Source organism: Saccharibacillus deserti, assembly GCF_013618475.1.
GTDB lineage: Bacteria > Bacillota > Bacilli > Paenibacillales > Paenibacillaceae > Saccharibacillus > Saccharibacillus deserti.
Genome location: NZ_JABJVN010000001.1, coordinates 747,207 through 768,166, shown reverse-complemented (window position 1 = coordinate 768,166; position 20,960 = coordinate 747,207). Strand labels below are relative to the sequence as shown.

The 20,960-nt window shown below is 55.6% G+C and carries 14 protein-coding genes; 1 reads left to right on the top strand and 13 read right to left on the bottom strand.

Annotated elements, in window-relative coordinates; genetic code table 11:
* Positions 1-33 precede the first annotated feature (33 nt).
* The 9 genes from HOP44_RS03435 to HOP44_RS03395 form a co-directional block, all read right to left on the bottom strand.
* Positions 34-1,878 (bottom strand): ABC transporter transmembrane domain-containing protein, encoded by a 1,845-nt coding sequence (locus HOP44_RS03435; RefSeq protein WP_172250556.1) that lies wholly within the window; start codon positions 1,876-1,878, stop codon positions 34-36.
* A complete protein-coding gene (locus HOP44_RS03430) occupies positions 1,875-3,647 on the bottom strand; it encodes an ABC transporter ATP-binding protein (protein WP_172250554.1) in 1,773 nt (590 codons plus the stop codon). Before HOP44_RS03430 ends, HOP44_RS03435 begins: the two co-directional genes overlap by 4 nt.
* A gap of 387 nt (positions 3,648-4,034) precedes the next feature.
* A complete protein-coding gene (locus HOP44_RS03425; RefSeq protein WP_172250552.1) occupies positions 4,035-5,657 on the bottom strand; it encodes a glycoside hydrolase family 43 protein in 1,623 nt (540 codons plus the stop codon).
* A 51-nt stretch (positions 5,658-5,708) separates the two neighbouring features.
* Positions 5,709-6,680 carry a pectinesterase family protein gene (locus HOP44_RS03420; protein ID WP_172250550.1) on the bottom strand — a complete coding sequence of 324 codons (972 nt, stop codon included), beginning with the start codon at positions 6,678-6,680 and terminating at the stop codon, positions 5,709-5,711.
* A 58-nt stretch (positions 6,681-6,738) separates the two neighbouring features.
* On the bottom strand, positions 6,739-7,629 hold the full coding sequence (locus tag HOP44_RS03415; protein WP_172250548.1) for a dienelactone hydrolase family protein: 891 nt from the start codon (positions 7,627-7,629) through the stop codon (positions 6,739-6,741).
* A 35-nt stretch (positions 7,630-7,664) separates the two neighbouring features.
* The gene (locus HOP44_RS03410; RefSeq protein WP_172250546.1) at positions 7,665-9,014 is read right to left on the bottom strand and encodes a glycoside hydrolase family 28 protein; all 1,350 of its coding nucleotides are present in this window, start codon (positions 9,012-9,014) and stop codon (positions 7,665-7,667) included.
* A complete protein-coding gene (locus HOP44_RS03405; protein WP_172250544.1) occupies positions 9,001-10,194 on the bottom strand; it encodes a glycoside hydrolase family 88/105 protein in 1,194 nt (397 codons plus the stop codon). Before HOP44_RS03405 ends, HOP44_RS03410 begins: the two co-directional genes overlap by 14 nt.
* Before the next feature lie 81 nt (positions 10,195-10,275).
* Positions 10,276-11,799, bottom strand: coding sequence for an extracellular solute-binding protein (locus tag HOP44_RS03400; RefSeq protein ID WP_172250542.1), 1,524 nt, complete (start codon positions 11,797-11,799; stop codon positions 10,276-10,278).
* 49 nt (positions 11,800-11,848) lie between these two features.
* Positions 11,849-12,721, bottom strand: coding sequence for an ABC transporter permease (locus HOP44_RS03395; protein WP_246369626.1), 873 nt, complete (start codon positions 12,719-12,721; stop codon positions 11,849-11,851).
* A gap of 371 nt (positions 12,722-13,092) precedes the next feature.
* Here HOP44_RS03395 and HOP44_RS03390 point away from each other — a divergent pair, with 371 nt between their 5' ends.
* Positions 13,093-13,980: a carbohydrate ABC transporter permease gene (locus HOP44_RS03390; protein ID WP_246369554.1), complete on the top strand. Its 888-nt coding sequence runs from the start codon at positions 13,093-13,095 to the stop codon at positions 13,978-13,980.
* 108 nt (positions 13,981-14,088) lie between these two features.
* On the opposite strand, the gene HOP44_RS03385 is transcribed toward HOP44_RS03390, so the two are convergent.
* The 4 genes from HOP44_RS03385 to HOP44_RS03370 form a co-directional block, all read right to left on the bottom strand.
* Positions 14,089-16,335: a helix-turn-helix domain-containing protein gene (locus HOP44_RS03385; RefSeq protein ID WP_172250538.1), complete on the bottom strand. Its 2,247-nt coding sequence runs from the start codon at positions 16,333-16,335 to the stop codon at positions 14,089-14,091.
* Positions 16,336-16,442: 107 nt separating this feature from the next.
* Positions 16,443-17,303: a peptide-methionine (S)-S-oxide reductase MsrA gene (gene msrA, locus HOP44_RS03380; RefSeq protein WP_172251548.1), complete on the bottom strand. Its 861-nt coding sequence runs from the start codon at positions 17,301-17,303 to the stop codon at positions 16,443-16,445.
* Positions 17,304-17,475: 172 nt separating this feature from the next.
* On the bottom strand, positions 17,476-18,324 hold the full coding sequence (locus HOP44_RS03375) for a S66 peptidase family protein (protein ID WP_172250536.1): 849 nt from the start codon (positions 18,322-18,324) through the stop codon (positions 17,476-17,478).
* A 203-nt stretch (positions 18,325-18,527) separates the two neighbouring features.
* Positions 18,528-20,945 (bottom strand): putative bifunctional diguanylate cyclase/phosphodiesterase, encoded by a 2,418-nt coding sequence (locus HOP44_RS03370; protein WP_172250534.1) that lies wholly within the window; start codon positions 20,943-20,945, stop codon positions 18,528-18,530.
* Positions 20,946-20,960: the final 15 nt, after the last annotated feature.

Genomic DNA, 20,960 nt, shown 5'->3' with positions numbered 1-20,960 from the left:
AATTCGCCAGAAATTTTCAATGCTCAATCTTTTTTACAAAAAACGGAATTGGGCTTCGACCAGACCGTTGTAGATGCCTCCATGCCGGATAAGCTCCGCATGCGTGCCTTGTTCCTTGATCTCGCCGTGATCGAGCACGATAATCTTGTCGGCATGGCGGATCGTCGAGAGACGGTGGGCCACAATAAAGGACGTCCGTCCCTGAAGCAGCACTTTGAGCGCTTCCTGGATCTTCAGCTCGGTCTCGGTATCGATACTGGCCGTCGCTTCGTCCAGGATCAAGATGCGCGGATCGGCAAGCAGGGCCCGGGCGAACGAGAGCAGCTGGCGCTGTCCCATCGAAAGGGCGCTGCCGCGTTCTTCGACTTCCGTATCGTAACCTCCGGGCAGCGACATGATGAACTCGTGCGCTTTGACGGCCTTGGTTACGGCTTCGATCTCCCCGTCGGTTGCATCGAGGCGGCCGAACCGGATATTTTCGCGAATCGTGCCCGAGAAAATAAAGGTGTCCTGAAGCACGATCCCGATCTGGGCACGCAGACTTTCCAATTTGACATCCCGTACGTCGACGCCGTCGATCTTGACGGACCCTTCCGTCACATCGTAGAAACGGCTGAGCAGATTGATGATCGTCGATTTGCCGGAACCGGTATGGCCGACGAGCGCAATCGACTGTCCCGCTTTCGCTTCGATATCGATTCCTTTGAGCGCCTGCCGTCCGGGTTCGTATTCGAACACCACTTTTTCAAGTTTGACATGGCCTTCGATTTTCGGCAGCGCCGCAGCTCCCGGTTTGTCGCCGACGCTCGGCTTTTCGTCCAGGAACTCGAAGATCCGCTCCGACGAAGCCATCGCCACAAGCAGCTGGTTGTACATCTGCCCCAACCGGTTGATCGGGTCCCAGAAGTTGCCGACATAGTTCGCAAACGTCACGAGCAGGCCGACCGTCACTTCTCCCTGCTGGATCAAATACGTTCCGTACCAGAACAGGATCATCGAGCCGACGCCGCCCGTAATTTCGATCATCGGCCCGAAGGCCTGGTTCATCGTCGAAGCGCGGTTCCACGACTGTCGGCTTTCCGCATTCATGCCGTTGAAGAATTTCATGTTTTCTTTTTCCTGCGTATAAGCCTGGGTGACCCGGATTCCCTGGATCGCTTCGTTCAAGTGCGAGTTGATCCTCGAATTCTTGAGGCGCACATCCTGCCAGGCCATCCGGATCTTCTGGCGCAGCTTGGTCGAGATAAAGAACATGATCGGAACCGTAATCATCACCGCAAGCCCCAGCTTCCAGTTGATCAGCAGCAAGATGACGATAATCCCCGCCAACTGTACGCAGTCGATCATCGCGTTGACGGCCCCGTTCGTAAACAGATCCTGCAGCGAGTTGACATCGTTCGTCACCCGCACGAGAACGGAACCGGCCGGACGCTTGTCGAAAAAGTTGAACGACAGCTTCTGGATATGGGTGAACAAGGAGGAGCGGATATCGTAAATGACCCGCTGCCCGATGATATTCGTGTATCGGATCCGGAAAACGTTGGCCGCCCATTGGACGACGTACAAACCAAGCACCGTCCCCGTTACGATATACAGAAGCGTCAGGTCGCTGTTCTTGATCGCTTTGTCGATCGCAAGCACGCCGGTCAGGTAAGGCACCGCCAGTTTGGTGACTGTCCCGAGAATCGTCATCAGGATAATCAGCGGCAGCATCTGCCTGGCGTAAGGGCGCATGTACGAGAAGAGCCGGCCGAACTGTTTCCAGTTAAACGCTTTGTCGATTTCGTCGTCGTCCTTGTATACGAAGCGGCTCTGGTCGGGATCGTTTTGCGGCTTTTTCCCAAGTTTGGGATTGAATTTCCCGCTGTGCGTGCTCACAGGTTCGCCCCCCCTTCATTGGCCTGCTCCGTTTGGGCGATATGGTCGGCATATTGAATCGCATAGACTTCCTGATAAGGACCCGGTTGGGCAATCAATTCTTCGTGCCGGCCCCTCTGGACAACCCGTCCTTCGTTTAGTACAAGAATTTCGTCGGCATGGCGCAGCGAAGAAATCCGGTGGGCAATGATGAAGGTTGTTCGCCCTTTCATGACTTCCTGGAATCCGGCCTGAATCTCGTGTTCGGTCTCCATATCCACGGCGCTGGTCGCATCGTCCAGAATCAGGATTTTCGGATTCTTGAGCAGGGCGCGCGCAATGGCGATCCGCTGTTTCTGTCCGCCGGACAAGCCCATGCCGCGTTCGCCGACGACCGTATCGTAGCCTTCCTTCATTTCCATAATAAAGTCGTGCGCTTTGGCAAGCTTCGCCGCACGAACGATTTCTTCCATCGGAACGTCACCGATTCCGTAACCGATATTGCCTTTGATCGTCGAGGAGAACAGGAAGGTTTCCTGGAAGACGGTGGAGATTTGTCCGCGCAGATCTTCGACCCGGATATCCCGGATATCCGTTCCGTCGAGCGTGATCGTGCCTTCCGTGACATCGTAGGCGCGCATGAGCAGTTGGATAATGGTCGATTTGCCGGCACCTGTGCCGCCCAGCAGACCGATGACCTTGCCGGCCGGAGCATCGAAGCTGATATCGTGTACGGCGTGCAGTTTGTTGCCGTAGGCGAATCCGACACGGTCGAACTTGACATGTCCGCTCGTTTCCCGTCCTTCCAGCGAAATGGCGTTTTCTTTGTCGCGCACTTCGATCGGCTGGTTCAGGATTTCCAGTACGCGCTCACCCGAAGCTTCGGACTGCGTATAGTTGTTGATATGGAAGCCGAGCCCCCACATCGGTCCGATAATGTACCAGATCAGACTGAAAAAGGCGACCAGCTCCCCGATCGTCAGACTGCCCCGGATGACCATCGTACCGCCGACGCCGACCAGCAGCACCGCACAGCCCGACGCAAGCAGTTCCATGACCGGGAAATAACGGCTCCATAATCCCGAAGCATGCAGCTGATTGTCTTTGTAGCGGTCGTTGCGCACCGAGAATTTGCTCACTTCGTGCGGTTCGCGCGCAAATGCCTTGACGGTGCGGACACCCGTTACGTTCTCCTGCACCGCTGTCGTCAAAGAGCTGAGCGCAAGGCGCATTTCCTGAAAAGCCGGATGAATGCGGGCTTCGAAACGCAGAGCGACAAAAACGAGCGGAGGAATCGTGACCAGTGTAAACAGCGTCAGCTGCCAGTTGATCGAGAGCATCATGGCCGCTCCGAAACCCACCATCAGGAACAAGTTGAGGATTTGGGCGAAGCCGAAGCCGATAAACAGCCGGATCGCTTCGAGATCGCCGGTCAGCCGGGACATCAGGTCGCCGGTTCTGGCCGTGTCGTAGTAACGGAAAGACAGAAATTGAAGTTTTTCGTAGCAGGCATTGCGCAGCCGGTAAGCCAGAAAGTTACCAAGCCGCGCGCCGAAGAAGCCGTGCAGGAACTGCATGACCGCTTTGATCGTCACTACGCCGACCACGGCAAGCGCAAGCTGCGGCACTCCTTCGAAGTTTCGGGGCACAATCACGTCATCGATCAAGATCTGGAGCAGTTTGGGGTAGACCAACCCCAGTGCAGTAGCGATTGCCAGAAAAAGAATCGAGACGAACATATACGTCTTCTTCTCCCAGTAATAGTCCTGCAGTCGCCTGAGAACGTTCATGTCTTTCCTCCTCGTTTGTAGGAACGCCGATTTGAGCCGTTCGTCCCATTCCGCATAAAGATACATATGTTTGGCATAATGCAGTGTATCACCCTGCCTTTATCCCGGCAAAGCGAGGAAAAAAGCGTATTCCGGCAATGGGCCTTCTATGCATGCGGCTGGCGTTGTCAGCGCATTCATTCATATCAAATAGTCGTTTATTCTCGCTTATCCGACGACTTTGGCGAATTTCGAGAAAGTTGTCCGAAAAAAATCGAAAACGCTTTAAGTTTTTGGCCGAATCCTTGTTTTCAGATAATTGAAACCTTTCGAAAATCTATGCAAAAAAAAGCTGTCGAGGCATGCTCGCAGCTTTTTTTTCCTTACCCCGATGGCGCTTTTTATTCGTTATTTGTATCCCGAATAGCGGAAATATCCGAAGTCCGCATGGCTGCCGTGCAGCTGCTCCAGGTCGTGCACGGCGATTCCAACGAAATTTCCCGTGAACCCTCCCGACAGAAAACCGATCGAATAAGGCTCGCCCAGACTCTTCCATTCGCCGGAGCCGCCTAAGCGATACCCGAATGTCGCCCGAAGTCCGTCGACTTCCACCGCCAGTCCGATTTCGCCTTCTTCCGCCAGGGAAACCGGATGTTCCATCAGTTCGAATTCGTCTTCCTCTCCCCGCATGATCGACACAATACGTCCCTGCCGTTCGTCGTGGCTGATAAAAGCGTATAGATACCGGGTTTCGCAGAGATACAGCATCAGACCGGCCATCTGCAAAAAAGATAGAGGACGATAATCGACGGTTGTCTCGGCCCGGAAAGAACGGTCCGTCTGCCGGATCGCCAGCAGATGATGGCGAAACAGACTCTGGGGCGATTCTCCGGCCGTCAGGCGAAGATAGCCCGGCCTGGCGTTCAACGAGCACCAGTCAGCGTTTGGCAGAATGCGCGGACCGTTCCAGCCCGCCTGCAGTTCGGCACCTTCAAATCCGTCTTCGAAGCTCCCTTCGCCGCTCGAAAGTTCCGACCCCGATGACGCATACTCTTCGGGCAGAAGAAAAGTCAGCTGCGGAGTATGCCCGCCTTCAAGCAGTCTCAGCCAGCCTTCTTCGTCCCAGCGGACCCGCTGCAGCGCCGTTTCCCGGCCTAAAATCGCATATTCGCCTTCGATCGGACGCGTACACAGATGCGCGATGACCCAATCCCCGCCCGGCGTATCGACCAGGCTGGCATGTCCGGCGCACTGCAGAGGCCAGTCCGGCCGATCGCCCGAAGTCAGCACCGGGTTGCCTGGATCGACTTCATAAGGACCGTGCAGTCCGCGCGACCGGGCCACGGTCACCGCATGCCCCGCCCCGGTTCCTCCCTCGGCCGTAATCAGATAATACCAGCCGCCGTGCCGGTACATATGCGGCGCCTCCGTTTTGCGAAGCTCCGTTCCGTCGAAGATCTTGACGGGACGGCCGATCATCCGGCGCAGCAAGGGATCATACTCCTGAATAGTAATGCCGACCGATTTGTTGCCTTCCGAAATCCGGTGATCCCAGAGCACGTTCAGCAGCCATTTGCGGCCGTCATCGTCATGGAACAGCGAAGGATCGAAGCCGATTCCGTTCAGATACACCGGTTCGGACCACGGCCCTTCGATCGAAGAGGCCGTAATGAGGTAATTGCGGACATCTTTGAACGGACGGCGTGTGCTTTTGACATCCGTATAGATCAGATGAAAAAGGCCGTCCGCGTAACTCAGCTGCGGCGCCCAAATACTGCAGTTGTGCGGGTTTCCGGCCAAGTCGGCCGCTTCTCGGAGCACATCGGTCCGGTGGCTCCAATAGGCCAGATCGTCGGAAGAATAGATCCGGATTCCCGGCAGCCATTCGAACGACGAGACGGCGACGTAATAGGTTCCTTCAACCCGAATCAGACACGGGTCGGGATTGAACCCTCTCAATACCGGATTCTCGATCGCGGTCCGCGCTCCCGTCTGCCTGGCGGCAGCCGCTTCTTTTTCCCCCGTGTGCATCCTAACATTCCCCTTTCTTTCACCTGCCGATTTGGCTCTTTATTCGCCGTATTATGCCCAGAAAGGATCATCCGGAAACAGCGATTTTTTGTTCCAGGCTTCGGCCCCGTTTGGGCGGCTGACCGCCCAATCGGCGCGGGCGGCAGGCAATGCCGCCGCTGCCGCCTCGTATTCCCGGTAATCGGCCGTCTGCCGATTGGCGGGTTGATTCCAGTCGTGCCAGCCGGAGGGATGAATATGGTCTCCCATCCGGCAGCCGGCAAATACCGTCCGCGCATATTCGCGCCAAGGCCGGCCCAGATAGACCGAACCCGCGGGAACAGCCGGCTCGGCGGTCAACAGACATTCAAAAAACACGTACCCCCATGCTTGATCCCGCGGCGTGGAAGCGGCCGTCACATAACCGAACGGTTCATCCCCCGCACGAAGCCGGCTGCGGAGCTCGCAGTGTTCGAAACAAGCGGAAGCCCCGCCGAAGATGTAGTCGACCGTGCCTTCGATCCGGCAGTTCATATACAGCTGTCTGTACCGGTCATGCGTCTGGCGGATTTCGACGCCTCCGAACGAAGTGCCGCCGCCTTTTTTCGGCGAAGGCGGGAGAGGTCCTGTGAACAGGGTGTCCTGATACCCCCGGAAGGTGCAGCCGCGGAACACCGTTCGGTCGCAGTGCGCCGTCAGTGCGATCGCCTGCCCGATCTCGGCCCCTTGTCCCGACGTATTCGACACGGTGATATTCGCAATCCGAAGATCGCTCCCTCCGAGGAACAGCGTCGGCGTGGCGAAAGTGCCGATCTCCCCGCCTTTTCCGTCCGGCTCCCGGGCATGGCGGTCCATGGCAATCTCTACCTGTCCGATTCCGATAATCGACAAATGGGAGCGATAAATGGTCACCTGCTCGCGGTAGATACCCGGCAGCAGGCAGATCGTCTCCGGCACATCCGGCGCACGGCGCTCCGCTTCTTCCACCGCTTCGCGAAGCGTCGCGTAATCGCAATAAGGTTCCCTGCCTACCCAAAGCACCATGGTTCCCTCCTTGTCAACGGGCGGCAGCCGGACGGTTCCGCCCGTCCGGCCCGCTTGTTTATAAATGCTTGTTCAGAAAAGCCAGCCAGGTTTCCCGCATATCGAGCGTCTCCGCATGCCCGCCGCTCGCCGAAACGCAGCGCCAATGTTCGGCATGTCCGGTTTCCGCATAAGCGGACCGGAGTCCTTCATCCAGCCGCCGCACCCCTTCGGGTGGACACAACCTGTCGTGCCTGCCGGTCAGACTGATCCGGGGCCTTGGCGCGATGCGCTTCTGAATATCCAGCGTTTCGACATGTTTCAGCAGCCCGGGCACATACGAATAAAACCCGTGGTGATCCAGACCGCGCCGCTCGATCAATGCCCGGGCTTCCACCTGCCCGCAGATATCGACCGTCACTCCGATCCGTCCGTCGAGCGCCGACGACCACCAGGCCATCAGTCCGCCCATCGACATGCCTACTGTCGCAACCCTCGAAGCGTCGATATCTTCTCTTCCGGATAGATAATCCAGAAATTTCAGATTATCGTGGAGCATCATGCCCCACATCACCTGTCCGTTCCAGAGCATCTCCTTGAACGTCTCGCTCTCGCTTCTGCCGCTGCGCTCGCCGAAGCACCACATATCGATGCAGCCTACGGCGTATCCCATTCCGGTCAACGCTTGGGCGAACGATTCCTGCTGCAGATAGGAACTGCTGCGGATCAATTCCCGCTTTCCCTGTTCATACATCCCGCCGTGCGAATGGTTGAACAGGACCAGCGGATACGGGCCGGAACCTTCGGTCGGCATCGCGACATAAGCCGGCACTTCTTCGATGCCGTTCAGCTCCAGCATCAACGATTCCAGGCGGTAGCCGTCTTGTGTGTCCCGCCGGATCGAGCGGGCCCGAACGTCCTGATTTGCCGGCAGGTCGCCCAGGCACTTCCACAGCGGATCGTCGCGCATCGGTCATTCCTCCTCGCTTCGCAAAATGAATAGGCTCAAGAAGTGGCTTCGGAAAAGGCCCGTTCGATCACAAGTTCTTTGGACCCTGTACGATCCCGCGAACGGCAGGCCTCGATCTCGATATTTTCGCCGTTTTCGACCCGGAAAGCCGGACCCTCGTGTCCCGAAATACGTACCCGATAAAAGCCGATATCTTGGGCATTGCCCAGATAGAAGCCCCGTGCACGCATCGGCTCGAGGTCGGCCATCATCGCCGGCAGCCCCGGTACGGCATGCTCGGCCATCGAAATCTCGACGTCTTCGAACGTGATTTCCGACACCGGCATCTCGGCCAGTCCGTACAGGAATCCGGCCGCCGCGTGGACCTGACGGGCCGTGATATGGGCGAAATGGATACGACGGAACTGCGGGGTATCCCGGGTCACCGGATACGGATTCTTATCCCACGCATAACGGTCTTTGCCTCTCGGTCCGCAGAAATAATACAAGTTGAGAATAAAGGGACAGATCACTTCTTCCATCACGATATGGCTGATCCGAATATCTTCGACGATTCCGCCCCGACCGCGTCTTGATTTGAAACGGATTCCCCGGTCGGTCTGCTTGAATATACAGTTCTGGATCACGACATTGCGGATATCCCCACTCATTTCGCTGCCCAGCACAACGGCCCCGTGTCCGTGCAGCATCGTGCAGTTGGAGATGGAAATATTCTCGCAGGGCACCCGGTCTTCGGTGTCTTCGGTGCCCGACTTGATCGCGATACAGTCGTCGCCGACATCGATATGACAGTTGACGATTCGTACGCCGCTGCACGATTCCGGATTGATTCCGTCGGTGTTGGGCGAATCCGCCGGATTAAGAATCGACAGATTGTCGATCGTGACATCCGTACACAATACGGGATTGACCGTCCAGCTCGGCGAATTGCGCAGATTCAAGTCGCGCAGCGTCACCCGGCTGCAGGAATCGAGTCCGATCAGTTTCGGACGCGGATACGCCAGTTCTTCCGCAGCGCCGCGGTGCCGTTCCCACCACACCTGGCCGCAGCCTTCGAGCGTGCCGCCTCCCGTGATCGAGACTTGTTCGAGGCCGGACCCGTAGATGCAGGAAGCGTAAACCTGCCGGCGCACCCCTTCCCAGCGGGAATCCACCACCGGATAATCCGCAGGATCGGTACTGAAGCTCAGTACCGCGCCCGGACTGAACCGAAGTTCGATCCGGCTGCGCAGCGCGATCGACCCGGTGAAATACTGCCCCGCAGGGATAAACACGGTACCTCCTCCGGCAAGCGCCGCGGCATCGATTGCCGCTTGAATGCCGGCGGTCGACCGCTCTTTCCCGCCGGGGAAAGCTCCGTAATCGTTAACGTTATACATGCCCAACGGAATCCGCTCCTTCCCGGCGCGCGGACACCCCTTTTGCGCGATTGGCTTCCGGCAGCGTCCATTCGTATTCCGCGCAGAACTTCAAGAAAGCGCCTAGACCTTTCAAATCGTTGGTCACGATCGGCTCGCTGATGTAGTAGGCGAAGGTGCCGTCCCGCTTGTCCGCGCCGCCGAGACCGGCGACCTGACAGTTCTTGTTCAGATTGATCCAGCCTTCTTTGGTCTCCAGTACAAATTCGCCCAATATCCCGCGGAATGCCCGGTCCAGCGTTTCCTGCCATGTCTGATCCAGCACGCCGAGCCGGATCCCTTTGGCGACGGCGTAAGCGATCATGATGGAAGCCGACGCTTCGAGATAATTGCCTTTGCGCGTACCGCAGTCGACAATTTGATACCAGACACCCGAATCGGCTTCCTGGTAGCGGCGCAGCGCCGTCAGCGTATCGACCAGAATCCGGCGCAGTTCGGAAGCATCCGTATGGCTGCCCGGCAGTCGTTCCAATACGTCCACCAGCGCCATCACGAACCAGCCGAGCGAGCGTCCCCAGAAATGAGGCGACAGCCCTGTATCCGGATCGCACCAGGGTTGTACCTTTTTCTCGTCCCAGGCATGGAACAGCAGACCCGTTTCGGGGTCGCGCGTATGCCGTTCGCACAGGATAAACTGCCGGGTGATGTCGTCCAGCCCTTCGCCGTTCGCGTATTCCAGTTGATATTGAAGATAGAACGGAGCCCCCATATACAAGCCGTCGAGCCAGATTTGATACGGATAGATCTCTTTATGCCAGAAAGCGCCTTCCGAGGTCCGGGGATGGCGTTCCAACTGTCCGCGCAGCCGACCGGCGGCCAGACGGTATTTGCGTTCTCCGGTCTCCGCGTGCAAGGCGAACAGCAGCTTGCCGTTGTTGATATGGTCGATATTGTACTCGTCTTCCGTGTATCCGCGAATACTTCCGTCTTCCTGCACAAAATGGTCCATCTGCTGTTGGATATAACGGAAATACCGATTGTCGCCGGTATGCCGCCAGAGCGCTTCGAACCCTTTCAGCACAACGCCGTAATCGTACGACCATTTGCCGTTAAGACCGTTGCACTCATGCAGCCGCGGCATCCGTTCCATGATGGATTCCGCGGTTCGGATACTCCATCTTGTCGATTGTGTCTCGAGATTGTTCATGCCATCCTCCTTGCGGACCGGAGCGGCAGCCCGCCCCGTCCGGATCTTCGATTCCGTGCGATTCGATCAGTAAGATGCAATTTACGATTGCGACTCTTTGTAAGCGGCTTCATATTCGGAAATGATGGTTGCTCCTCCGGCATTCTTCCAGCTCTCCACCGCCGCATCGAATCCCGCCCGATCCAGTTCGCCCAAGATATACTTGTACGTGGCATCCATGATCATTTTTTGCAGTTCGGAACCCTGGGTGTTATAGGTTTCCGATTCCAGCGAGTAGGCCGGATTCAGCACGGCGTATTTGGCGTTATCGGCAATCAGTTTGTCCGATTCCTGTTTCAGCGGGTCCGCATCGTGAATCGCATACCCGCTTTCTTTGGGACGGCTGGCGGCAAACGGCTGCACTTCCTGCTGCCACAGATCGGTATCGGTAATCGTCACCGCATCCTGGTCGTCGACCGTATAGTGGGTTCCTTCGATTCCGTAGGTCATCAATGCGTAACTTTCTTCGTCCATCAGATCGTTCACGAACTTCAGGATCCGTTTCAGCTCGGCTTCGTCTTTGACTTCGGACCTTGGGAAGGCCAGCAGTCCGCCGATTCCGTTATTGGCCGCCCAGATCGCGCGATCCGCTTCGTTTCCGGTTGAGGTCATATCATTGACCAGCACGAGATCCATATCGTCCTGAAGCCCTTTGGCCATATTGAGCAGATTCTTGCTGTCGAAGATCGCCCCTACATAGATACCGGCACGGCCCTGCGCAAACTTCTGCTGCTGGTCGGTTTTGGCGGTGACGGCAAAGTCCTGATTGATATACCCTTTTTCATAGAGAGTCTTCATGTAATCCATCGTCTTGACGTACGAATCGGTCATGAACTCGGGCGTCATCTTGCCGTCTTCGCTCACCTGCCAGATATTGGGCGTCCCGAAATACGAACTCAGCGTCTTGAACGCCCCGTACACCAGATCGCTGCGATCGACAAAGCCCGTCGTATCGTCTTTGCCGTTGCCGTCCGGATCGTCTTCCGTGAAAGCCCGCGCTACTTCCATCAGTTCATCGGTCGTATGCGGCACTTTCATTCCAAGCTTGTCCAGCCAGTCTTTGCGGATCGTGATTCCGTTGCGCGCCAGATCTTTCTGGAACGGGACCCCGTACAGCTTGCCTCCGATCGAAGCGGAACGGCGCGTGTCTTCGGAAATTTTGGCCAGATTCGGATAATCGTTCAGATACGGCTCGACTTCCCAGAACAGACCCGACTTGAGGGAGTTGCGCACCGAAGAATTGTCGAGCAGCGTAAGCGTCACGACATCGGCAAGCGAATCCGAAGCGAGGGAGGTATTGATCCGCTCTTCTTTGGAAGCATCCGGAATCCAGGAGAACTGGATATCCGCATTCGTTTTTTCTTCGATTTTGTTTAAAATGGTGTCGGTCGGCGGAGAAGCGGTATGCAGAATATTGAGCCAGCTGATCGTCGCTTTGGAGTTCTCGTCATACGGTTCTCCCGTAGCGGCCTGGCTGCCGCCTCCTCCGCAGGCCGCGAGCAGCAGGAATGTGGTACACAACAACAGAGCACCCGTTTGACGAACTTTTTTTGCGGCTGTTTTCATGTGATTACCCCTTCTCTTTGGAATAAATAGAATCTGTTCGGCCGTCCGATCAATACACGCCGTCTTCCCCCATCTTTTTGGCGAGGCGGTTGGACAGCATGACCAGCACCAAACCGACCACTCCCTTGAACAAGCCTACGGTCGTACTGTAGCTGAGCTGCCCGTTCTTGAGTCCCGCGGTATAGATGTACGTATCGAAAATTTCCGCCACTTCGCGGTTGAGGGAATTCAGCAGCAGATACATATGCTCGAAGCCGAGATCAAGCGTACTTCCGATCTTGAGAATCAGCAGGGTAATGATGACGGGACGGATCGCCGGAAGCGTGACATGCCAGGTCTTGCGCAGCCGTCCGGCTCCGTCCATCTCCGCCGCCTCGTACAGCTGGGTATCGACCACGGTGATCGCGGCCAGATAGATGATGGTCGACCAGCCGAGTTCTTTCCAGATGATCTGTCCGATGTATACGGTACGCAGCCATTCGGGCGAGGTCAGGAAACTGATCTTCGGCAGTCCGACCGCAGCCAGCAGTTCGTTGAGCACTCCGCCGTCCACCGTCATGAAGACGTAGCTGATCGAGACGATGATGACCCACGACATAAAGTGCGGGATATAGATGATCGTCTGGATCGCGCCTTTGAAAAATTTGTGCCGCACTTCGTTCAGCATCAGTGCGATAAGAATCGGCAGCGGGAAAAAGAAGACGATATTCATCGCGAACAGCACCAGCGTATTGCGCAGCAGCATAAAGAAGGTAGGTTCGGTAAACAGCCGGATGAAATGCTTGAAGCCGACCCAAGGGCTGCCGAGGATCCCCCGATACGGCTGGTAATCCTGGAAGGCAATGATCAGACCTCCCATTGGAAAATACTTGAAGATGACAAAATACAAAAAACCGGGCAGGATCATCAAATACAGCAGCATATGCTTGCGCAGCCCGAAACGGCTTTTGCGCACAGCTTGACGATCCAGCTTCAGCAGTGACGTATCGGACACGTTCACCGGCTTGGCCATCGCTCACCAACCTCGCTTTCGCTTTGAATTCCGTTTGCTACCCAAGCGTAAGCCCCAGCCGGTATTCCGTATATAATCATCAAATGATAACGCTTCCAAAATCGCGCCGCTGCGCCATTCCCGTCTTCCGGAACTCAGCTGATGATACCCTGCCAAGAAAATGATTATCCGGGTTCCGGCCTCTGCACTCCCGATCACCTCGTCCCCGGATTATATACGGAACGCAGGGCCGCTGTTATCGTGGAGATAGGTATTCCAGTCCACTCAAGGAGGTTCACAAGATGGAGCATTCATCCTCGACACACAAGCAGACACTGGGCAGCCGGCTGTTCGATATCGCGAATTATACGATATTGATCCTGATCGCCCTGATTTGTCTGCTTCCTTTCATTAACGTCATCGCCAGTTCGTTCGCTTCCACCCAGGAAGTCGTATCCAAAAGGTTCATTTTGTTCCCGACGACGTTTTCGCTTGATGCCTACCGGTATATCCTCTCTACTCCGACTATTTTCAAAGGATTGGGCGTGTCGATCGGCGTCACGGTGATCGGTACGATCGTCAGTATGGCCCTGACCGCGCTGATGGCTTACGGACTGTCCCGCCGCTATCTCAAAGGACGCAACTTTATCAATTTCGTTGTCGTCTTCTCGATGCTGTTCAGCGGCGGCATGATTCCTACGTTTCTTGTCGTCAAGGGTGTCGGGCTGATCGACTCCTATTGGGCCCTGATTCTGCCGGTTGCCGTCAACGCGTTCAACCTGATCATCATGCGTAATTTTTTCCAGGCGCTGCCCGATGAACTGGAAGAATCCGCCAAAATCGACGGCAGCAACGATTTCGGTATCTTTTTCAAAATCATGCTGCCTCTCGCCCTGCCTTCGATCGCAACCATCTCGCTGTTCTACGCCGTCACGTATTGGAACACGTACATGACCGCTATTCTTTACCTGACCGATTCCGTAAAATGGCCGATTCAGGTGCTGCTGCGCCAGATTGTGATCGTGTCGAGCGGCATGCAGGCGGAAGGAACGTCCGTCGATGTCATTCCTCCGGCTCAGACGATCAAAATGGCCGTAATCGTGGTCGCGACGCTGCCGATGCTGATCGCCTATCCGTTTGTGCAGAAACACTTCACCAAAGGCGCTCTGCTCGGAGCCGTCAAAGGCTGATTCCCGCCGTTTCGCAAGCAGGCCCCGTACTTCTGTGAACCCACAGGAGCACGGGGCCTTTCTTGATTCACCAGGGAGTGCAACCGAACTGAAGCCCCAGCCGGACCGCTACATATTCTGTCTCAGCTTGCGGTACACGCCGGGAGTGACCTGTTCTTTTTTGCGGAAAGAGCGGATAAAGTTCTGCGGATTATGATACTGCAGCCGCTCGGCGATTTCTTTCACCGTTTGATCGGTTTCGGTCAGCCACTTCTTGGCCATGTCGAGCCGATATCCCATCAGATAATCGCTGAACGTCGTGCCGAATTCTTTTTTGAAAATGCTGCTGAGGTAATTCGGATTGTAATGCAGGCGCTCCCCGATCAGTTCCAGCGAAAGTTCCCGGTCGTACTCCTCGCGCACGATGGCGGCGATCTTCTCCGACAGACAGCGGAACTGCTCGGCCGTCTTTTTCTCCATACTGCGCACCATCGGGAAAATGACCTGCTCGACAAGGACGCGTTCGACTTCTTCCGGGTTGCGGATTTCAAGCAGACGATGGTACAGCGCATGATTGTCGGCTGTCAGCAGCACTTCGATCCCAAGCAGCTGCTCCAGCTGAATCAAATTGTTTACCAGCCGGATCAGCATGACTTCCAGATTCATGGAATTACGGCTTTTCTTCATGAATTCCGCCAACAGCGGATAGAGTGCGGCCGATACCTGCTGCTCGTCCCCGATCCGGATCGCATCGAACAGCTTCGATTCCAGTTCGGACGGATAATGCAGCAGGACCGGTCCCGGAACGACACTCTCGATATCCGCGTAGAAAATGATCGACTCTTTGCCGAGATTCAGCCGCTGGTGCAGCGCCTGTTTGCTCATTTCGCACGCTTCCCGGCTTTTGAGCAGTTTCGGATAGGCCCGGCTGATCCCCACACTGACGGACAACTTGAGATAATCTTTGACCGCACGCACGATTCGTTTGGCATAATCGAGCATATGCCGGCGAATCTCCGCTTCGTCCAGACCGTCAAACATCAGAATGGTAGCCTGCGTATTGTCGTTCAGAAGAACGGGCAGCATCCGACCGTGCGCGGGGACGATCTCCTCGGCAATTTTGTTCACGGCGAGCAGAAGAACGTCGCGATCGGGCGTTTCCCGCTTGCCCACATTATCGAGCTGGACGAGCATGGTGACATACTGTCTGGCTTCTCCCCCGTCATAGCCCCAGCGCTTCAATTGATGATCCAGTTCGTCCGCGGTAATCCGGCTGCGGAACAAATTCAATACGAACTGCGTTTCGAGCTGCGGCTGCTCCGCTTCCATCAGACTTTCCAGACTCTGCTTCTCGCTGAGCAGGCGGTTGATCGAAGACAAGATCCAGTCGATCTCGTTCTTGGGTGTCAAGGAAGCATGCTGGGGCAGGCTGTGCGTAATCTGGCGAATCGGTTTTGTAAAATAGCCCGCGATGACGTAGGCCGCTACCGCAATCAGCAGAATAAGCGCAAGCTCCATAGCGATTAGGCCGTAGCGCGTCGTCTGGAGCGCCCCGGCAATCTCCCGCTGATCGAGCACGGTAAAATACGTCCAGTTGTTATACGAAGAACGCGAATAGATCAGCTGCGATTTGCCGGTCCCTTCCGGTTCCCAATCGATCATCCCTCCGCTGCCTTCGCCGGCGCCTGCCGCCTCGGCCAATTTGGCTCTCTGCGGACCTCCCGGCATCGGACCGTCCTGCTCCGTGTCGTACATCAAATCGCCCTGTTTGTTCAATATAAAAATCCGGGCTCCGTCTTCGGAGCGCATCGTCCGGTTCAGCGTGCCGAGCGAGATATCCGACAGGGCAATCGCTTCTTTGCGGGTAGAGAAAGCCGGCAGCGTATTGACAAACCGGATCCCCGAGCCGGTCTTGATCCAGAACAGCCCTTTCTCCCGATTGTCGATATACTGCGCATACAGCCGGTCTTTCTCTTCCGTAGTCAAATAGGAGAGCGTTCCGTTCGAAATTTTCCAGTTGCGGTTGAGGCTGATCAGGGTGTATTCCGCTCCTTCCAGCCCCATGGTAGCGATATAATTCAACTGGGAATTGACTTCGCGGTAAGCCGCGAAATCTTTCTGGGTAATCGGATTGTCGACGACTTCGCCGAACGAACTCGTCGTGCTGTATGTATTGAAAGCGTATTCAATAGTTCGTATTTTTTGTTCGAGGTTATTTTTGGTCTGCGTGATGGAGGTTCTTTTTTCTTCGGCCACGCTGTCGATCACCGAACGCACGGTTTGGAAATACGTGTAGATCCCGAAGCTGACGGCCAGGCCGACGCCAAGCAGGAAAATCGGAACAAACGTTTTATAGAACATTCTTCCTTTTTTCATCGAATTCCTCCAGCGATTATCAGATTATTCCATAATTATAACGCTCCCGCAGCCCAATCCGTAACCCCCAAACTCGAATTGAAGCCGGATTTCACCCGGCTCCCTGTTCAATCTTGCGGAATAAAGCGCAGCGCGGCGGAATTGATCCGGTAATGCATCCGTTCTTCTCCGGGTCCGTCGTACAGCAAATACCCCAACCTCGCTCCGGTCAGCCGGCTGACGAGGGCGGTCCGAACCTGGCCGTTTCGCAAATCGGCTTCGCGGCGTACCAGATGGCTGCTGCCCGTTTTGGAAAAAGCGGGCCAACCGTCGCCGGACTCGTATTTATCCGCCGATTCGAACAGCGGATCACCGCTTAAACGGTCGACGTAGATTCCACGGCGGCTCTCGTTCCAATAGGCATTGTCATAAGCCGGCTCCATTTCCCCAAGTACGATCACTTCGTATTCCACTTCGTTCAGCTCGCCCCGCAGGCGCTCCCGGTCCCGGTCCGTATGCCAATGACTGCGCAGGAATTCGTCCCGCCCCGAATGCTGGCGATACAGCCGGTAATGGCCGAAGCGGTGTTTGTAATAATCCTGATGCTCCTCCTCGGCCGGATAGAACGGACCGGCTTCGGCAATCTCGGTCACGATTTTGCTTGAGAAACGGCCGCTTTTGGCAAGCGCTTTTCGGGAAGCTTCCGCTTCTCGCTTCTGCTCTTCGTTATGTGCGAAGATAGCGGCGCGATACGAAAAACCGCGATCTTGAAATTGTCCGCCCGCGTCGGTGGGATCGATCTGCTGCCAGAAAAGTTCAAGCAGCCTCGAATACGGGAAGATCCGGGGATCAAACGTAATCTGGACGGCTTCCGTATGGCCTGTCGTCTCTCGTCCCACTTCCTCGTAGGTAGGATTCTCGGTATGGCCTCCGGTATAACCCGAGACGACCGACACGATGCCCGGCAGTTCGTCGAACGGCGATACCATACACCAGAAGCATCCGCCGGCGAAGGTCGCCTGCTCGAATACGGGTTCTGCCGGCGCTTCCGACGAGACCGCAGACACCGAGCGTACCGTATCCTTTTTCGCGGATTTTCTTGTTCTTTTGTTGTCCAGCCAGCTGCCCCGGATGTTCACCGCTTCATCGCCTTCCTTTCTTCTAACCAATCACGATGCATTTCGCGTCTTCTCCATGTCCGATCCGGGTTGATTGCACAATCGGAATCGGCCGGCTCCGGGTCAGTTCCCCAACATAATCGCGAACGATCCCGAATTCGCCCCGGCTTTCCAATTCCGTAAACGTTCCGAGCAGCAGACCCGAGCAGCGTTCCAACGCCCCGGTTTGGGACAGCTGGGCGAGCAGTGAAGCGATCCGGTTCGCTTCTCCGCCCAGCGATTCCAACAGCAGCACTTTACCCGTAAAGTCCGGCCAATACGGCGTTCCCGCCAATTTGAGCAGACAGCGCAGATTGCCTCCCGCCACATCGCCGTTCAGATCTTCCCCGTGCAGAAATTCGAAATCGAAATTGTACAGATCCGGCAGTCCTTCGAAAAAAGTCCGATAAAACTCTTCGCGCTGCCGCTCTCCGTAAGCGCCGATCAAATTCCACAACCGGTAATGATACGTCCGAATTCCGCTTTTCCAAGCGATCGCATTCAGTACGGTCGACAAATCGCTGAGACCGAATAGTGGTTTGTTCGAGCGTCGAATACTCTCATAATCGAGCAGCGGCAGAATCTGGTTGGCCGAGTCGCCGCCCGAGAGATCGAAAATGGCGGCGATCCGCGGATCGGCAAAGAGACGGTTCAGCTCCCCGGCACGCTCGCTTGGCGTTCCGCTGAAAGGCCCGGCGCTGCGCATCAAGGTTCGGGCTTCTTCGACTTCAAGACCGAATGCGCGCAGTCTTGCCGCCAGCTCCCCGATCCGGCTGCAGTCTGCCGGTGCCAGGCCGTCGGAACATGCGATAAAGGCGACGGTATCTCCCGGTTTCAATCGAAATTCGGACATGTTGTTCTCTCCTTCGTTTCCATGGTCCGGCTTCGATGCCGGCTGTGTCGTTTTTATTTTACACGATTTTTCCGTTTTTTATCCGGATATTCTATTATGAATTTTTCACTATATTATTTTATTTTTAATTATTTTCGTCAAAAAAACTCCCCTTATCCCAATCGATCGGGTAAGGGGAGTCTTGTCGGCTGCCGGGCGCTCGTTCAGGAAACCCGGGTTTGGCCGACCTGTTCGGGAGACAGCGGCCGGCTGTAGTAAAATCCCTGCACGTTGTAACATTGAAGCTCCTGCAGCAGTGCCGCCTGCTCGCTCGTTTCGACACCTTCCGCGATGATCTTCAGTCCAAGCTGTCTGGCCATCGAAATAATCATCTCCGCAATGGCTTTGCTGTCGCGGTCGGTCGTGATTTTTTGGATAAACGAGCGATCGATCTTGAGGCAGCTGATCGGCAAACTGTGCAGATAGCTGAGGGAGCTGTATCCGGTACCGAAGTCGTCCATCGAAACGGAAATACCGGCCGCTTTGAGTTTATCCAGAATCTCTATCACATGCTCTTCGTTATGCATCATGGCGCTTTCCGTAATCTCGAGTTCCAGCAGCTTGGGATCGAACTCCGTTTCTTCCAGCGTTTGCAGAATCGATTCGTAGATGTCCGGCTTCATCAGATGCACCTGCGACACGTTTACGGCGATCGGCAGAATACCGCGGCCTTCACGCTCCCAGGTTTTGGCCTGCAAACAGGCTGTTCGCAGCACCCATTGTTCGATCGCTACGATCATGCCGCTTTTCTCGGCCAGCGGAATGAAGCGCAGCGGCGAAATTTCTCCGTGAATCGGGTGATCCCAGCGTACCAGCGCTTCGTACCCGATCGCTTGGCCGCTGCGGATATCGAATTTCGGCTGGTACACGAGACGCAGCTGATTGTGTTCGAGCACCTGCTCAAGCTCTTGTTCCAGCTTCATTTCTGCCAAGCTTGTCCGGTCGCTTGCCGCATCGTAGAACCGGTATTGGGCGCTTCCGTTCTGCTTGGCGTCATACATGGCGTAGTCCGCGTATTTGGTCAGCAGTTCGCTCGACAATCCGTCATCCGGATAACGCGAAATGCCGACCGATGCCGACAGCTTGACCGTATGCTTGCCGATTTCAAAAGGTTCGTTGAAGCGTTCCACGATACGTCCCGCCCACTTCTCCGCTTCTTGACGGCGATAGACGGAAGGCAGAATGACCGTAAACTCGTCTCCGCCCATCCGGGCCAGAAACGCATCGGAAGGAATACATTCCTTGATCAATCGGCTCGCCTGCTTGATAACCAGGTCTCCGAAAGCATGACCGAAAAAGTCGTTCACCCGCTTGAATCGGTCCAGATCGATAAAAAGCAGGGTAAAAGGTTCAGGCTTCCGGTCTCCGTAATTCGCGTAACGCTCCAGCGTGACTTCGAACGAACGGCGGTTGGACAACCCGGTCAATTCGTCATGATAAGCAAGATGCCGAATCGTTTCCTGATCCCTTTTCCGCTTGGTAACGTTCTTGACGATACTATAAGCGCCTACGACGCTGCGATCCACAACGATCGGAAGCGAAGTCAGCGCGTAAGATTGAATATGCCCGTCGAGTCCGGCCAGATCAATCTCGGCGGTCCCGGGAGTTCCTCCGAGTACAAGCTTCATGTGTTCGGCAACCATGCGTCTTTGTTCGCCGGAGAACAGATCGCTGAAGCGGGCGTCCAGCACTTTTTTGCCGGATTTCTTCGCGATCATTTCCGCCTCCACGTTCATGCCGGTCACCACGCCATGGGTATCGAATTCGATAACGCCGTCGGGATTATGTTCGTATAAGGAAATATAATGCTGTTCGCGCTCCCGGATCTTCATTCCCTGCAGTTTCTCGCGAATACGGACAAAGTCGTCCGGTACGGCGAACAGCAGGCATACGACGCCGAGCATGACCAGATAAGGAAGCAAAAAGGCCCGGTTTCCGCCAATTTCGCCCGTTTGGATATACAGATCGAGCGGCAGGACCGACAGGACGCACAAGATCGGAATTCCGAACAGGGCAAACCCGCATAATACGATTCCCGGCAGGCTCCAACGCGAATGAAGACCGTGTTCCCGATTGCGGTTGGACAATGTGACCAGCCGCATGACGGCAAACCCGATACAGAATGTCAGCAGCACGTTCATCGCGACCAGATCGGGATTCCATACGGCCAGATGACGGAACAGCAGCAGCACATTCGCATAATCGAACAGCAAAATCGTAAACGCCAGAATCAAACCCGTCCAGAAAAATCGCGCCCCTCCGTTCGAAGGCACGACCGCATAGCGGAGAACCAGCCCTGTCGCGGTCAAGCAGCCGAGCACGGTGAATATCAGGTGAACCGCGTAATAATCGAAGCTCACCTGCAAATTCAGCGATAAGGGGGCCACGATGTGGTCGATTCCAAAAGCGGCGGCGCCCAGCAGCACGACGATGCCCTGCCGCTTTTTCACCCGTTCCGTCCGCAGTTCCGATCTTTTCCAAGCCGCTCCGTACACAATAAGCGCACATGCCGCAATCGAGCCCAGCAGTGCAATCGTCAAATATAACCCATTCAATGATAGGATTTCTCGGATGTCGTTCATGATCTTCTCTCCCGC

Coding starts and splice junctions, on each gene's coding strand:
- HOP44_RS03430 (WP_172250554.1), bottom strand. CDS start 3,647: ATGAACGTTCTCAGGCGACTGCAGGACTATTACTGGGAGAAGAAGACG.
- HOP44_RS03425 (WP_172250552.1), bottom strand. CDS start 5,657: ATGCACACGGGGGAAAAAGAAGCGGCTGCCGCCAGGCAGACGGGAGCG.
- HOP44_RS03420 (WP_172250550.1), bottom strand. CDS start 6,680: ATGGTGCTTTGGGTAGGCAGGGAACCTTATTGCGATTACGCGACGCTT.
- HOP44_RS03415 (WP_172250548.1), bottom strand. CDS start 7,629: ATGCGCGACGATCCGCTGTGGAAGTGCCTGGGCGACCTGCCGGCAAAT.
- HOP44_RS03405 (WP_172250544.1), bottom strand. CDS start 10,194: ATGAACAATCTCGAGACACAATCGACAAGATGGAGTATCCGAACCGCG.
- HOP44_RS03400 (WP_172250542.1), bottom strand. CDS start 11,799: ATGAAAACAGCCGCAAAAAAAGTTCGTCAAACGGGTGCTCTGTTGTTG.
- HOP44_RS03395 (WP_246369626.1), bottom strand. CDS start 12,721: ATGCTGCTGTATTTGATGATCCTGCCCGGTTTTTTGTATTTTGTCATC.
- HOP44_RS03390 (WP_246369554.1), top strand. CDS start 13,093: ATGGAGCATTCATCCTCGACACACAAGCAGACACTGGGCAGCCGGCTG.
- HOP44_RS03385 (WP_172250538.1), bottom strand. CDS start 16,335: ATGAAAAAAGGAAGAATGTTCTATAAAACGTTTGTTCCGATTTTCCTG.
- msrA (WP_172251548.1), bottom strand. CDS start 17,303: ATGGTATCGCCGTTCGACGAACTGCCGGGCATCGTGTCGGTCGTCTCG.
- HOP44_RS03375 (WP_172250536.1), bottom strand. CDS start 18,324: ATGTCCGAATTTCGATTGAAACCGGGAGATACCGTCGCCTTTATCGCA.
- HOP44_RS03370 (WP_172250534.1), bottom strand. CDS start 20,945: ATGAACGACATCCGAGAAATCCTATCATTGAATGGGTTATATTTGACG.